This is a genomic window from Rickettsia gravesii BWI-1 (genome assembly GCF_000485845.1).
GTDB classification, from domain to species: domain Bacteria; phylum Pseudomonadota; class Alphaproteobacteria; order Rickettsiales; family Rickettsiaceae; genus Rickettsia; species Rickettsia rickettsii.
Genome location: NZ_AWXL01000020.1, coordinates 15,001 through 28,970, shown reverse-complemented (window position 1 = coordinate 28,970; position 13,970 = coordinate 15,001). Strand labels below are relative to the sequence as shown.

Genomic DNA, 13,970 nt, shown 5'->3' with positions numbered 1-13,970 from the left:
TATAGTAATTTTAGGAAATATTTTTCTTTTTAATATGTTTTTTAATTTTGATAAATGAGTAAATTGAGTACCGTCTATTCTAACCGGTAAGACGGTAGCACCGGCTTTATCGGCAATCATTCCCGGTCCTTCGTATATTTTCATTAAAGAGCCGGTAACGCTTATTCTACCTTCAGGGAAAATTGCTACTTTCTGATCCTTTTGTACTTCTTTTACTAAAGTCTTTATTGCCATTGGGTTATTTGGATCAACCGGCAAAGTTCTTGCCATACGTAAAAACGGTTTAATCCACCATATTTTTTGTATATCGGGACTAATTGCAAAAGTCATTTCTTCTCGTAAGTAAGTAGCAATTAGTGGCGGATCTAGATATGAAATATGGTTAGCGACCACTACTACTTTTTTACCTGCTTTTTGAAAATTTTCAAATCCTTTAACTTCAACCTTATACATAAGATCAAAACAGATTTGGAATATTCTTCGCAATAGCTTAAACGGAATAACTTTAACTTCAGGTATTAAACGGTAAATATGTATAGTAACGATTATATTAGCTAGGCTAATAAATAATATAATCCAGGGTATAGTGAAATTTAGGTAAAATAATAAAGATAGAATTATTGTTGATCCCACCATGAAAATAGAATTGATAAGATTGTTAACGGCAATAATTCGACTACGATGAGCAGGGTTTGCGTAATGCTGTAATATCGCAAAAAGAGGAACGATATATAATCCGCCTATTGCAGCTAAGAACAACAAATCTATAATTATTCGCCAATTATGTCTTTTCGATAAAAATACTAAAATACTTTTTAGCTGAGTAGGTTCGTAGTTAACTGAGCTAATTCTACTTGCAAAGAATAAATCAATACCGCAAATACTAATGCCTAGGGCTGAAATAAATAGATATTTAACGGTAATCTCATCTTCAAATATTTTGCTACATAAAAACGAACCGACCCCAACACCAAGCGAGAAAACCGCTAAAAATAAATTAGCAACATTCTCATCAGCTTTAAAAGTTATCTTAGCAAGTAAAGGTATTTGAGAAATTATAGCAGCTCCGATAAACCAAAACCATGAAATACCAAGTATAGCTAAATATATCTGTTTTTTTGCTTTGGCATATTTAATCATATTTATGCTTTCATCTATAATATTAAAATTTATTTTAATATCACGATTTGCGTTTTTAGATTTTGGGGAAAAAAGGCTTGTAATAAAGCCAAGAAAAGCGATGGTAATTAAGGAATAAATTATAAAATTATTGCTGATTGTATAATAGCTGCCGATTATAGTACCGATAAAAATACCGATAAAAGTTCCGGCTTCAACAAAGCCGTTAGCTCCAAGTAGTTCGTCTTTATTTAGGTGATCAGGTAATACGCTATATTTGATTGGACCGAAAAAAGTAGAATGTATACCCATTAAGCAAATAGAACAAAACAGGATTAATAGATTATTATGATGAAATCCGTGAATTGCAAAGGCAATTATACCGATTTCACAAATCTTAATAATTTTAATAAGATTTGCACGCTCGTATTTGTCGGCAATTTGTCCTGCTATGCTTGCGAATATTATAAAAGGTAATACAAAAGTAGCATTAGCAATTAAAACAAGTAGATTATTATATTTACTTAAAGCTCCTGAAATACCATAAGTTATAAGGATTACCAGAGCATTTTTTAATATATTATCATTAAGACAACCGCATAACTGCACTATAAAATTCGGTAAAAATCGTCTATCTTTGAAAAGATATAATTTGTTTGTGTCCATGATATAAAATATTTTAAATGCCAATTTTGTTGCATAGCTCGCTTATGTCATTCTCGTGAAAACAGGAATCCAGTAATTAAAAAATATAAATACAGTAAGTTTTTAAAACTAAAAACTCGATTTATCTCGCTTTACCCTGGATTCCCGCGTAGGCGGGAATGACATAAGCGAGCTATGCAACAAAACCTAAACTCCCCAAATATTAGCAATTTATATTAATATGTCAAATGTGGTGCTTATTGACTTTCTATTTCTAAGCGTCTTGATTTTATTAATTCATCTACAAGAGAAATTTTTTTGTCCGTAGAATCAGTATAATTTTTTATTATTGTTTGTAATGCAGATGAAGCTTGGCTTGTAGTATCTTTCGTTTTAACTTTTTTTCTTCTTTGTAAATTCTTTTTTAAGGCAGTTGATAAATTATCAAATTTAGCCGGTGATTTGGCTTTTTTCGGTGCTTCTTTGATATCTTTGGTAGATGACATAAATAATTATCTTTTCACATTAGCATTATTATATTATATTGGATATTTTGGAAAATAAAACTATAAATAATCTATGAATCAAAGTAATATAATCTCTCCTGAGTTACTGGATGCGAGAAGAAATATTGCAAGGCAAGGGGGCGGTGAAGTTAGGATCAACTCACAACATCAAAAAGGTAAGTTAACTGCACGAGAACGCATAGAAGTATTATTAGATCCGAATAGCTTTACCGAAACAGGTATGTTTGTATCCCATAGATGCGATAATTTTGGGATGCAGGATAAAAAGTTTTTAGGTGACGGCGTTGTAACGGGACACGGTACGATAAACGGTAGGTTGGTATTTATTTATAGCCAAGATTTTACTGTGCTCGGCGGCTCTCTCGGCGAATATCATGCTAAGAAAATCTGCGATATTATCGATCAAGCTATAGAAACCGGTGCTCCCGTAATCGGTATTAACGACTCAGGGGGAGCAAGAATTCAAGAAGGGGTTGATGCTCTGGCCGGATACGGTGAATTATTTCAGCGTAATGTTTTAGCGTCGGGTGTCATCCCTCAAATTACCCTAATTATGGGACCTTGTGCCGGTGGTGCAGTATATTCTCCTGCCTTAACCGATTTTATATTTATGGTTAAGAATAGTTCTTATATGTTCGTAACCGGTCCCGATGTAGTAAAAACCGTTACGGGTGAAGAAGTAAGCCAAGAAAAGCTCGGTGGTGCTAGGATGCATACCACTAAAAGCGGCGTTGCCGATCTTGCATTCAACAATGATATAGAAGCATTGCTTGAAATTCGTAAATTCTTTAATTTTCTTCCGTCATCCAATCGTAGTCCTCTTCCTGTTCGTTCGACTGTTGATCCTGCCGATAGAGTTGATATGTCTCTTAGCACGTTAATACCTAACACTCCTAATAAGCCTTATGATATGAAAGAGCTTGTTGAGCGTATCGTTGATGAAGGAGAATTTTTTGAACTACAACCTGATTTTGCTAAGAATATCATTATTGGCTTTGGTTATATGGAAGGTTATCCGGTAGGATTTGTGGCTAATCAGCCTTTGCATTTAGCAGGATGTTTAGATATAAACGCCTCAAGAAAAGCAGCAAGATTTATTAGATTTTGTGATGCTTTCAATATTCCTATAGTAAGCCTTGTTGATGTGCCTGGATTTCTGCCTGGTACATCCCAAGAGCATGACGGTATTATTAAACACGGGGCTAAGCTGTTATACGCTTATGCGGAAGCTACAGTGCCGAAGATTACTGTAATTACCCGTAAGGCTTATGGAGGTGCTTATATAGTTATGAACTCCAAGCATCTTAGAGGCGATGTAAACTATGCTTGGTTTAATTCGGAAATCGCTGTTATGGGGGCAGAGGGAGCAGCCGAGATAATATTTAAGGAAGAATGTAAAAACCCTGAAGCTAAAAAACAAAAAATCGATGAATATAGGAAAGTAGTAACTTCACCTTTTGTTGCGGCATCTAGGGGATATTTGGATGATATTATAAGACCGCAAAATACCAGATGGCGAATATGTAAGGCGTTAAATTTCCTGCGTACTAAAAAAGTAGAACTGCCTTGGAAGAAGCATGATAATTTGCCGCTTTAGCTGTCATCCCGTGGCTTGACCACGGGGTCTTGTGCCACAGACTATATTCTGAGATCCCGTGGTCAAGCCACGGGATGACATTAGGATACAAAAAACTATGAATAAACCATTATTTGATAAAATTTTAATTGCTAATCGTAGCGAGATCGCCGTTAGGATAATACGTACCTTAAAAAAGATGGGGATAAAGTCGGTTGCAGTATATTCTGAAGCAGATACAAACTCAATGTATGTGCAGCATGCAGATGAGGCTTATTATATAGGTGATTCCCCTGCAACGGAAAGTTATTTATCTATTAAAAATATTATTTCGGCGATTCGTGAAAGTGGCGCAAGTGCAGTACATCCAGGTTACGGTTTTTTATCAGAAAATCCAAATTTTGCCAATATTCTTAAAAGAGAAGGTGTTGTTTTAATAGGACCGAGTGCCGGAACTATTAAAAAAATGGGCGATAAAATCGAAGCAAAAAAGATAGCGATAGAAGCCGGAGTTAGCACCGTGCCGGGTTATATGGGAACTATAAACGATGTTAAACAAGCTATAGATATTGCTAAAGAGATTGGTTTTCCGGTAATAGTAAAAGCGGCTGCCGGCGGCGGTGGGCGTGGTATGAGAGTAGTGAATAATCCCGCTGAAATGGCCAATGCTTTTGAGTCAGCAAAGCTTGAAGCAGCCAATAGTTTTAGTGACGATAGATTATTTATTGAGAAGTTAATTCAAACTCCCCGTCATATCGAAATTCAGCTAATTGCCGATCAATACGGCAATAGTGTATGTCTCGGAGAGCGGGAATGTTCAATACAGCGTCACCATCAAAAAGTAATCGAAGAAGCACCAAGTTCTTTTATTACTGAAGATATAAGGCAAGAAATGTATCGGCAGGTAATATCCTTATCTCAAAAAGTGGGATATTATTCGGCCGGTACCGTTGAGTTTATAGTAGATAGCAATAAAAATTTCTATTTTTTAGAGATGAATACTAGGTTGCAAGTCGAGCATCCTGTTACTGAGCTAATTACCGGTATAGATATCGTTGAAGAGATGATACAAATCGCAGCCGGTGAGAAATTATCATTTACGCAAGATGATGTAAAATTAAAAGGTTGGGCATTTGAATCACGCATTTGTGCCGAAAACCCAAGCCGAGGTTTCTTACCTTCTAGCGGTAGAATTATAGCTTATTCCGAACCTGCAAAGAGTCCTAATATCCGTATAGATACAGGGATTGGGCTTGGTGGCGAAGTAAGTATGTTTTATGACTCAATGATTGCAAAATTATGTACTTACGGTGAAACAAGAGAGCAGGCAATTGAGCTAATGCATTCTGCTTTGAGTTCTTACATAATTAACGGTATTGCTCATAATATCAGTTTCTTAGAAGCGGTAATGCTACATCCACGCTTTGTTAGCGGCGATATTTCTACTGCCTTTATTCAAGAAGAATATCCTGACGGTTTTTCCGGAGCTAGTCTAACTTCAGAAGTAACTACCGTATTTTTAGCAACGGCTATTTTTATTTATATATCGGAGCAAAGACGTGCTTCTTTAATTTCCGGCAATATTAACAATCAGGCTAACAAAATAGGTACAAGGTGGGTAGTAACTATCGATGATAAACTATTTCCCGTATTAATTACACCTGTTGAAAACGGCTATAATATACGTCACGAAAGCGATAGAATATATATTCGTAGTAACTGGAATTTAGGTAATGAACTTTTTACGGCTATAATTAACGGTAAAAAGACAAATGTGAAAATTGAGAATATCAGAACCGGTTATTTATTATCGCATGCCGGTATTAGTGTAAAAGCCTTTGTACGCTCTCCTCGTATATCAGAACTTGAAGCGTTGATGGTCTCAAAAGTAGTGGTGGAAAAAAGCTCCGAACTACAAGCTCCTCTAAGCGGTCAGATTGCTGCGATAAAGGTGAAAGAAGGGCAGGAAGTGACGGCAGGACAAGAAATTATGATTTTAACTGCTATGAAAATGGAAAACCTGATTCTTGCCGAAAGAGACGGAAAAATAGCTAAAATTTTTGTTAATGAAAAGGATAATGTTGTAAGAGGGCAGGTATTATTAGAATTTGCTTGATATACTAAGTTCTGTAAAGGATAATTCAATTATTTATATTTTCAGATATTTTTTAGTGAAAATTAATAAGATGTTTGCAGTAATAGTTGTTCCTATTTCAAAACAATCTTCTAACAGTGCTTTAATTTCTGCGAAATTTTGTAAATCTTTAGATAGTTGTTTTTTGAATTTAGAAAATTTTTGCTTTATTTGTTCTGATGATAAGTTCTTATATCCGTCATAATGTGATGATATAATTGTTTTTAATATCCTCTCTAATATATATTAGTGGTTAGGATTATTAGCTTTTTCACACAATGTAGAAATCTCAGTGATTTGAGTTAGTTGACACGATACATCGCTATGTAAGTTATCTTTTTCCCATCCTTTAACATTATAGTTAGCACCGTGTTTAAGTAAATATTTTACTATTGTGACCTGCCATGCTCTGATGCAAGCATTAAAGGTGATACATCTTTATTGCTGTTAATCTTTGCCCCTGCATCTAATAATGTTTTTACCGCATTTAAATTACCGTATATTGTTGCTATTTCTAGAGCTACATCTAAATTAGCATTTTTAGATAAAAGATACTTTGCAATTTCTTTTCTATTTTTTAAATTTGCGGTACTTAATGGTGTGTAAAACGATATTCAGTATTAACATCAAAACCGTATATTTCAACAAATTTTTTAATTACTTCAAGCTTATTTTCGTTTATTGCTTTAAAAAAGATTTGCTTATGAAGATCGTTTACATTTTGACCACCTTGTGCTGCTTCTTCTAAGGTTGTATTTAAATAAGTTGCTCCTTTTATTAAAAGATCACACGTAATGTCTGTTTTGTAAGGTTCTTCCAAACCGGCAGTAACATTTAGTGTATTAGAACCATAATGACTAAAATTTACATTCGCTCCTTTTTCTTCTACAAAATACTTTACTAAAATTAAACTTTTATTGTGTATTGCTTGTATTAGGCTGGGATTAGGTTCAAACGTAAGATGATTAAATAAATATTCAGCTTGTGCATTATTGTTTTTAAGTGCAAATTCTAATGCTTTGTATTTATTTGCACCTTGCGATATAAGGCCTTCCATGAGATTTATTTTATTTAAATTCGGATCATCTAAGCTAGCTACAATATTTAATGCTGTCTCGTCTTTAGGATGAAACGCATCAAAATATTGTTTTAAATACCCTAGAGTTATTACATTTTCTGTTTTAGTAGTTCTTTTAGTTTTAGAACCCCCCGGAGCTGTGGAGGAGTTGTGCATGATAATTTACCTTAAATTAATTTATAGCGTGCGTACTATAGATTAATCTAAGTAAATTATCAATATCTTAATTGATAGTAAAATAATTTACGATTTCTTAACTTTAAGTTGTATTTGATGGTTCTCTAATTCTACTTTACTTACATAATCAGGTATGAAATTTTTAGCAAACCCGCCTAAAGTTTGTTCTTGAATAAAGTCTCCATAATTATCAATTATCTTAGATAAATCAAACTCGCTTATTATCTCAATTAAAATCCTGTCAGTGATAGAGAAATCGGCATCTTTTCGAGCCTGTTGTATAAAGCGTATAATGTCTCTTGCGTATCCTTCTTCTATTAACTCAGGTGTTAGCTCTAAATCAAGTATTAATAAGCTACTATTATTCTCAAAACTTGCTGCTCCTTTGATATGTGAATACGGCTCTAAAACTAGCTTATATTCGTCACTATTTAAGGTTTCACCGCATATAGCTAAGCCGCCTGCGATAGCTTCCCACTCACCTTTTTTAGAAGCGGCTATAATCTCTTTCATTTTATGTGGCAAACGTTTACCAAGCATTGGGAAATTAATAGATAGTTTTTTGCTTGCGTAATTCTCTAGATCGTCACGATAAATTACCGTCTTAACATTAATTTCATCTTTAATTAAATCTTCAAAATCTTTGAGGTTGTTATTATGTTTACTGATAATAGCTATGCTAGCAAGTGGCTGCCTTACCCTGATATTTTCAGTGCTTCGGATAAATAGGCTATTACTGCAAATATCAAGCACGTTATCCATAGTAGCAACCAGCTCGTGATTTATTTCAAAATCTGAGAGAGTAGGGTAGTTGCAGAGATGTACGCTAATCTCGTCATTGCGAGGCACTGAAAGTGCCGTGGCAATCTTATGAGATACTCCTGAAATTGCCTCGTCAAGACTTGTGTCTTTCCTCGCAATGACGTTTGATTTTCCTGAGAGTGCCGTGTCGTTATGCTCCTCACAATGACGTAATCCCTTATATATCGCTTCCGAAATCATAGGTACTAGTGCCGACATCGCAATAGCCATGGTTTCTAAACATGAATATAGAGTATTATAAGCATTTTGCTTATCTGTATCTTTTTCGCTTTTCCAAAATCTAGCTCGGCTTCGTCTTATATACCAGTTATTCAACACTTCAAAAAATTCTGAAACTGCATGATAAGCTGTTTGCGTATCGAAATTATCTAAGCTCTCTTCAATTTTTTGTACGGCTATTTTAAGCTTAGATAATATATAAACATCAAGTACGTTTTTAGAGCTAAAATTAAGCTCGCCTTTAAGCGAATCGGCATTAGCATACATCGTAAAGAAATGGTAAGCATTCCATATAGGTTTGATAAATAGACGAAGCGTATCAAATACCATTTTGCCGTCTTTATCAATTAATAGCTCCTGACCTTTAACAACGTTTGAAGATAACATCGTAACTCTTAAAGCGTCAGAGCCGTATTTATCAAATAGCTCCAGCGGATCGGCGTAGTTATTAAGACGCTTTGAAAGTTTTTGACCTGTAGCGTCTAAAATTACGCCGTGGCATATACAATTTAAAAATGGTGGGCGATCAAATAAAGCAGTAGATAGCACCATTAAAGTATAAAACCATCCGCGTGTTTGAGCTGAATACTCAACTATAAAATCAGCCGGAAAATGATTCTCAAACCACTCTTTATTTTCAAAAGGGTAATGGGCTTGCCCATATGGCATTGAACCGCTTTCAAACCAGCAATCAAACACGTCTTCTATTCTACACATTGTTGATTTACCGGTTGGATCGTCGGGATTTGGTCTTGTCAGTTCATCTATAAACGGACGATGTAAATCAGTAACTTTAACACCAAAATCTTTCTCTAATTCCTCTATAGAGCCGTAAACGTCTATGCGTGGATATTTTGGATCATCGGACTTCCATACAGGCAGTGGCGTTCCCCAGAATCTATTACGGCTTATCGACCAATCACGAGCATTTTCAAGCCACTTACCAAATAAATTATCTTTAACATGGAAAGGTATCCAGTTAATTTGCTGATTTAACTCTACCATTCTATCTTTAAACTGCGTAACCTTTACGTACCATGACGGAACAGCCTTATATATAAGAGGCGTATCTGTTCGCCAGCAATGAGGATAATTATGAATATACTGCTCGGTTTTTAGCCAATTTCCTTGCTCTTTCAGTTTGATTATTATTTTGTCATTTGCATCAAATACTTGTAAGCCCTCTAAATCAGAAATTTCTTTAGTGAATTTACCGCTATTATCAACAGGACAAACAAGCTCAATACCTTTCGATTCACAAAGTATTTGGTCATCTTCACCAAAGCCTGGAGCCATATGTACGACTCCCGTGCCGTCACCCTCAACCACGAAATCGCCTGCAAATATCTTGAAGCTGTTTGGATGATTCTCGAAATAGTCGAATAAAGATTTATAGCTCAATCCTTGAAGTTCTGAGCCTTTAATTATCTCAAAATTTTCTTCACCGCTAAGTCCTAATTCTTTAGCATATTTAGAGACGGAAGAGGCAGCTATTATATAACAAACATCATTTTTAGGGACTAATGCATAATCTATATCACTACCGACTGCTAAGGCTAAATTTGATGGCAATGTCCAAGGTGTCGTCGTCCAAGCGAGTATACGGTATTCTTTAAAAGATCCTGTGGTCGTAGCCACGGGATGACATAGTACAAAACTCACCGTTACAGCTTTATCGGCTCGCTCACGATAAGAATTATCAAGTCTTGTTTCAAAATTAGAAAGCGGTGTTTCGCATGCCCAAGAATAAGGCATTACCCGCATAGATTCATACAATACCCCCTTATTATATAACTCCTTAAATGCCCAAAGTACGGATTCCATAAAATTCTTATCCATCGTTTTATAAGAATTTTTAAAATCCACCCATCTTGCTTGACGAGTTACATATTCTTCCCAATCATTAGCATATTTCATTACCGAAGCTCTGCAATGTGCATTAAACTTCTCTATACCAAAATTAGCTATTGCAAGACGCCCTGAAATGCCAAGTTCTTTCTCTGATTGCATTTCAGCAGGAAGACCGTGACAGTCCCAGCCAAAGTGACGCTCGACTTTCTTACCTTTTACGGTTTGGTATCTAGCATATACGTCTTTAATAAAGCCGGTAAGCAAATGACCGTAATGCGGCAAACCGTTTGCAAAAGGCGGGCCGTCATAAAAAATAAATTCTGACTCTCCGTGCCTATCATCAATAGATTTTTGGAATATATTATTGTCTTGCCAAAATTTTAGTATCTCTCGCTCTAAGCCTGCAAAATCAGCATTCGAGCTAACTTCAGGATAATATTTAGTATTTGTCATTAATTTTAGAAATTATTTTTAAAAATATCTTAATTATATGCAAGAGAGGTCATAATACAAGAATTTTTAAGGTATTTAAGAAAGTAATAAGGTGTATTACAGATTAAAAGATGATATAGAAATTTTGTCTAACTCAATTCATTTCACTATTAGTTACTACCTATCGTTTCAGTTTCCATAAGCCGATAATATTTGTGCTTCGTATCCTAGATATTTCCACTCTTCATTTAAATATTTAAACATTACTTCAACCTTAGTATATTTTGTTAAATCGCTAAGGTACTGTACTTTAGCACCACTTTCTACTTTATTACTTAAATTTAGTAGAAGCTTTTGTTTTTGCTCTAAATTAATAGTTTTCATAAGAGCTAGAAAATCACAAATTTTAAATATTAAATTCTTTATTGTTATCTTTATACTATTAATATCTTCATTATATTTCACTGCGTTAAATTTTTTCACTTGAATCTCTTTATACTCAGGTACATTCTTATATTTAGTAAACAGTACGGCTCTTTATCGTCTCTTTCTCTATCCGTGCTTTTTTATAAATTGGCTCATAGCCTTTAATTTGTCTTATACATACGTTATAATTTAATAGTTGGATATATAAATTGGTTTTGCTAAAGAAATATCATCATAAGTTTTTAATTTTTTCCTAGGTGGATAAGTATATATTGGCTTCGACTCGATTTATTTAGTTTTTTCTATAAGCTCTTTTTCTCAATATTGTTGTTCTTCGGTATAGGCGATTGCTTTTAAACCTACATATTTCTTTTCTGTTTTATAAGAATAATATTTGTCATCATTTATCTTCTCTTGAAGATCTAAATTATTTTTATACGCTTTAGCAAGTTCAGAGAAAAGTATCTTCAGTGTTTTTGAATTTTCACCGAAATAACTTATAGGGATAACTTGATTATTAACTAATGTTCTCTCATGTTCTTTATTAGAACATTCTTTTTTAAAGTGAGTTTTCATATTATGTGAATTAGCGAATCAAAACAATATTGCAACTTAATTGTAAGCTAGCCCAAACTTTGTCTGCTGTATATATCGGATAATTTTTTCCTGTCCTTTTTCTTCCGCAAGTAAAGCCATCAAGGAAGAAGAATCAAGAATTATTGTTATGAGAAGACATTATTGGATTACAAGTTAAAATTTAGAATTTTCTTTATTTGCTTCTTGATATTTCTGCTTTAAAAATTCATCAACAAATGATTCTGATTTAGAACCATGTTGTTTAAACAATGCTTGAGCTTCTTTTACAGCCTTATGATAAGTGATTAAATGTAATTCATTATTAACTTTATTTATAAGTTTCATAGCATTTTTATATTTGATATGGAGTTAATATTACCCATTAAGCATATCTACGTAAACATTCTAACTATGGGGATATTTGAAGGGGCGAGTAATTTTTTCATCTGTGAGAAAGTTTTTACTATATTTTCTACGGCAGTCTCAATAAATTTATCGGTTTCAATATAATTTTCTGATTCGTCTTGGATACAAAAAAGAATAGATGAAACATAAACCGAGAGCAATAAGCTTCTTTTGGTATAATAGTTAAGATCAAGAGATTTATCACCGGCATAACGCCAAATAGCATCACAACTACGGAATGCAACTTCAGTTCCTTGTATTGGGTTTAATGCAAAATAAGCGGCATTCTTACTATGAATAATAGGAAGTACGGTTTTGACCCTAATCTTTACGGCTAAAGATATTTTTTCTCTTATTTTTGATGGTTCTGCTATTATCTTTAAGCTTTCTAGCATAATATTATCTAAATACTCTTCCAAGAATCCTACTATTTCGGATAAACCTTCTGGAAAAACTATTAAGCTATAGCCTTTTGCAAAACCGCATTTTTCTTCTGCTGCTTCGAGTAGTTTATTATTCCATTCATTAAACGGTAATAATTCTAATAAAGATTGCACGAAGCTTATTTTTTTGATATGGTGTTCTTCTTGAATGCTCATATTTTTAACCTTGACATATAACTTAATTATAGGGTATAGTGCAATAAACCACAATATCTTTTAAGGAGAGTAATTTTAGTGATACTAGTAAATGTTCACGCCGGTAATTGTGATAATACGCTTAAGAATTTTAAGAAAAAGCTACAAAGAGAGCTTTATTTTCGTAAGATGAAAGAACAGCGTTATTATGAAACACCTTCAGCGAAACGTGTTCGTAAAGTACAAGAAGCAGCGAGAAGACAGAGAAAATTTGCTCGTAAAAAAATGTTTGATGAATAAAATTTCAAACAATTTTCATACTAAATATAAAGCTAGAAATATTAATATTTCTAGCTTTTTTTATTGTCATCTAGTTGCTTGACCATGTGTTGTACGAACGTTCAAGATGTCATTCCTGCGAAAGCAGGAATCCAAAAAATAGCCATACAAAATTTTACGTATTTGATGAAATAAATATAATAAAAAAACAAGTTTTTATATGTTTGACTGGATTCCCGCTTCCGCGGGAATGACATAAAAACAATCAATGCAACAACACCCCGCTTTTGCAGAAATGACAATAAGGTACTTAAACTTGAAATATTTCCAATTAGCTTTTTTTTATGTTATAAAGAACTGTTATAGTCATATAAACAGTATCTATGCTTAGTTATCTTAAACAAAATTTACGTTCTTATTTTTCTAGTAGAGTACTAATTTTTACTTTAGCAACAGCAGCTATTATTTTTGCTTGTGCTACTTTTTATGTGATATCTTTAGAATCAAAGAATTTTAGTACGATTATTGGATTTTTATTAGTTGATTTAGCAATTTTTTTAATTTTAGGTGTTTTACTAACTCAAAAATTTTTTACTAAAAATAATACTAACGATAGTTCTAAATTACAAAATCGTATTGTAATTGCCTTTAGTTTAGTTGCAGCTATTCCAACTATAATTGTTTCGGTATTTTCTGTTTATTTTTTTAATCTTAGTGTTCAAGCTTGGTTTGATAAGAAGATTTCTACGGTTCTTGATCAATCCGTGATAGTTGCAGAATCTTATATTGCCGAGCATAAATTACAGCTAAAAGAAACGGCTTTAGCCGTTGCTGAAGATTTAAGCGATATGTATTACGATTTAATTCACAATCCCGCTTTATTTACTAAAACACTTAATACTGAAGCAGAGATGCGTTCGCTTGATGAGGCTATAGTTTTAAACAAATCTACTAATACTATAGTAGCTAATAGTTATTTAAGTTTTTCATTATCATTTGCAACTATCCCTGCACATTTAATTAAAAAAGCGGATTTAGGTGAACCGGTGGAAGTAAAATCCGATCCAACCAAAATAAGGATGCTGATTAAATTAAAAGAGTATAATGATGTGTATTTATTAGTCGG

Annotated in this window: 12 protein-coding genes and 1 pseudogene (1 of these 13 running past the window's edge); 4 read left to right on the top strand and 9 right to left on the bottom strand. The window is 33.6% G+C overall.

The window, feature by feature from the left end:
* Positions 1-1,785, bottom strand: a 1,785-nt coding sequence (locus RGRA_RS0106195) for an MFS transporter (protein WP_024547369.1), incomplete at its 3' end; no start/stop codon positions are given.
* A gap of 236 nt (positions 1,786-2,021) precedes the next feature.
* Positions 2,022-2,270, bottom strand: coding sequence for a hypothetical protein (locus tag RGRA_RS0106190; protein ID WP_017442441.1), 249 nt, complete (start codon positions 2,268-2,270; stop codon positions 2,022-2,024).
* 73 nt (positions 2,271-2,343) lie between these two features.
* Between RGRA_RS0106190 and RGRA_RS0106185 the strand changes: the two genes are divergently transcribed.
* Positions 2,344-3,888 carry an acyl-CoA carboxylase subunit beta gene (locus RGRA_RS0106185; protein WP_017442440.1) on the top strand — a complete coding sequence of 515 codons (1,545 nt, stop codon included), beginning with the start codon at positions 2,344-2,346 and terminating at the stop codon, positions 3,886-3,888.
* Positions 3,889-3,985: 97 nt separating this feature from the next.
* The gene (locus RGRA_RS0106180; protein WP_017442439.1) at positions 3,986-5,983 is read left to right on the top strand and encodes an acetyl-CoA carboxylase biotin carboxylase subunit; all 1,998 of its coding nucleotides are present in this window, start codon (positions 3,986-3,988) and stop codon (positions 5,981-5,983) included.
* A gap of 497 nt (positions 5,984-6,480) precedes the next feature.
* Here the strand turns inward: RGRA_RS0106180 and RGRA_RS14440 are convergent.
* The 7 genes and pseudogenes from RGRA_RS14440 to RGRA_RS0106135 all read right to left on the bottom strand — a co-directional run.
* A pseudogene (locus RGRA_RS14440) lies at positions 6,481-6,615 on the bottom strand (ankyrin repeat domain-containing protein); the annotation flags it as partial.
* Positions 6,594-6,908 carry a hypothetical protein gene (locus RGRA_RS0106170; protein WP_051354060.1) on the bottom strand — a complete coding sequence of 105 codons (315 nt, stop codon included), beginning with the start codon at positions 6,906-6,908 and terminating at the stop codon, positions 6,594-6,596. The pseudogene RGRA_RS14440 and the gene RGRA_RS0106170, both read right to left, overlap by 22 nt.
* Positions 6,909-7,322: 414 nt before the next feature.
* Positions 7,323-10,601 (bottom strand): isoleucine--tRNA ligase, encoded by a 3,279-nt coding sequence (gene ileS / locus RGRA_RS0106160; protein ID WP_017442437.1) that lies wholly within the window; start codon positions 10,599-10,601, stop codon positions 7,323-7,325.
* A 168-nt stretch (positions 10,602-10,769) separates the two neighbouring features.
* A complete protein-coding gene (locus RGRA_RS0106155; RefSeq protein WP_017442436.1) occupies positions 10,770-11,063 on the bottom strand; it encodes a hypothetical protein in 294 nt (97 codons plus the stop codon).
* A 261-nt stretch (positions 11,064-11,324) separates the two neighbouring features.
* On the bottom strand, positions 11,325-11,582 hold the full coding sequence (locus RGRA_RS0106145) for a hypothetical protein (protein WP_017442435.1): 258 nt from the start codon (positions 11,580-11,582) through the stop codon (positions 11,325-11,327).
* A 174-nt stretch (positions 11,583-11,756) separates the two neighbouring features.
* On the bottom strand, positions 11,757-11,927 hold the full coding sequence (locus RGRA_RS12380) for a hypothetical protein (RefSeq protein WP_169720534.1): 171 nt from the start codon (positions 11,925-11,927) through the stop codon (positions 11,757-11,759).
* Between the two features lie 47 nt (positions 11,928-11,974).
* The gene (locus tag RGRA_RS0106135; RefSeq protein ID WP_017442434.1) at positions 11,975-12,586 is read right to left on the bottom strand and encodes a COQ9 family protein; all 612 of its coding nucleotides are present in this window, start codon (positions 12,584-12,586) and stop codon (positions 11,975-11,977) included.
* 78 nt (positions 12,587-12,664) lie between these two features.
* Between RGRA_RS0106135 and rpsU the strand changes: the two genes are divergently transcribed.
* Both rpsU and RGRA_RS0106125 read left to right on the top strand, forming a co-directional pair.
* On the top strand, positions 12,665-12,865 hold the full coding sequence (rpsU, locus tag RGRA_RS0106130) for a 30S ribosomal protein S21 (protein WP_004997902.1): 201 nt from the start codon (positions 12,665-12,667) through the stop codon (positions 12,863-12,865).
* Positions 12,866-13,227: 362 nt separating this feature from the next.
* Positions 13,228-13,970 carry the beginning of a sensor histidine kinase NtrY-like gene (locus RGRA_RS0106125; RefSeq protein ID WP_017442433.1) on the top strand. It continues 1,057 nt past the right edge of the window, so only the first 743 of its 1,800 coding nucleotides appear in the window; it begins with the start codon at positions 13,228-13,230; the stop codon falls past the right edge of the window.

Excerpts from the sequence above, each read along its gene's own strand:
- RGRA_RS0106190 (WP_017442441.1), bottom strand. The coding sequence starts at position 2,270 with ATGTCATCTACCAAAGATATCAAAGAAGCACCGAAAAAAGCCAAATCA.
- RGRA_RS0106185 (WP_017442440.1), top strand. The coding sequence starts at position 2,344 with ATGAATCAAAGTAATATAATCTCTCCTGAGTTACTGGATGCGAGAAGA.
- RGRA_RS0106180 (WP_017442439.1), top strand. The coding sequence starts at position 3,986 with ATGAATAAACCATTATTTGATAAAATTTTAATTGCTAATCGTAGCGAG.
- ileS (WP_017442437.1), bottom strand. The coding sequence starts at position 10,601 with ATGACAAATACTAAATATTATCCTGAAGTTAGCTCGAATGCTGATTTT.
- RGRA_RS0106145 (WP_017442435.1), bottom strand. The coding sequence starts at position 11,582 with ATGAAAACTCACTTTAAAAAAGAATGTTCTAATAAAGAACATGAGAGA.
- RGRA_RS12380 (WP_169720534.1), bottom strand. The coding sequence starts at position 11,927 with ATGAAACTTATAAATAAAGTTAATAATGAATTACATTTAATCACTTAT.
- RGRA_RS0106135 (WP_017442434.1), bottom strand. The coding sequence starts at position 12,586 with ATGAGCATTCAAGAAGAACACCATATCAAAAAAATAAGCTTCGTGCAA.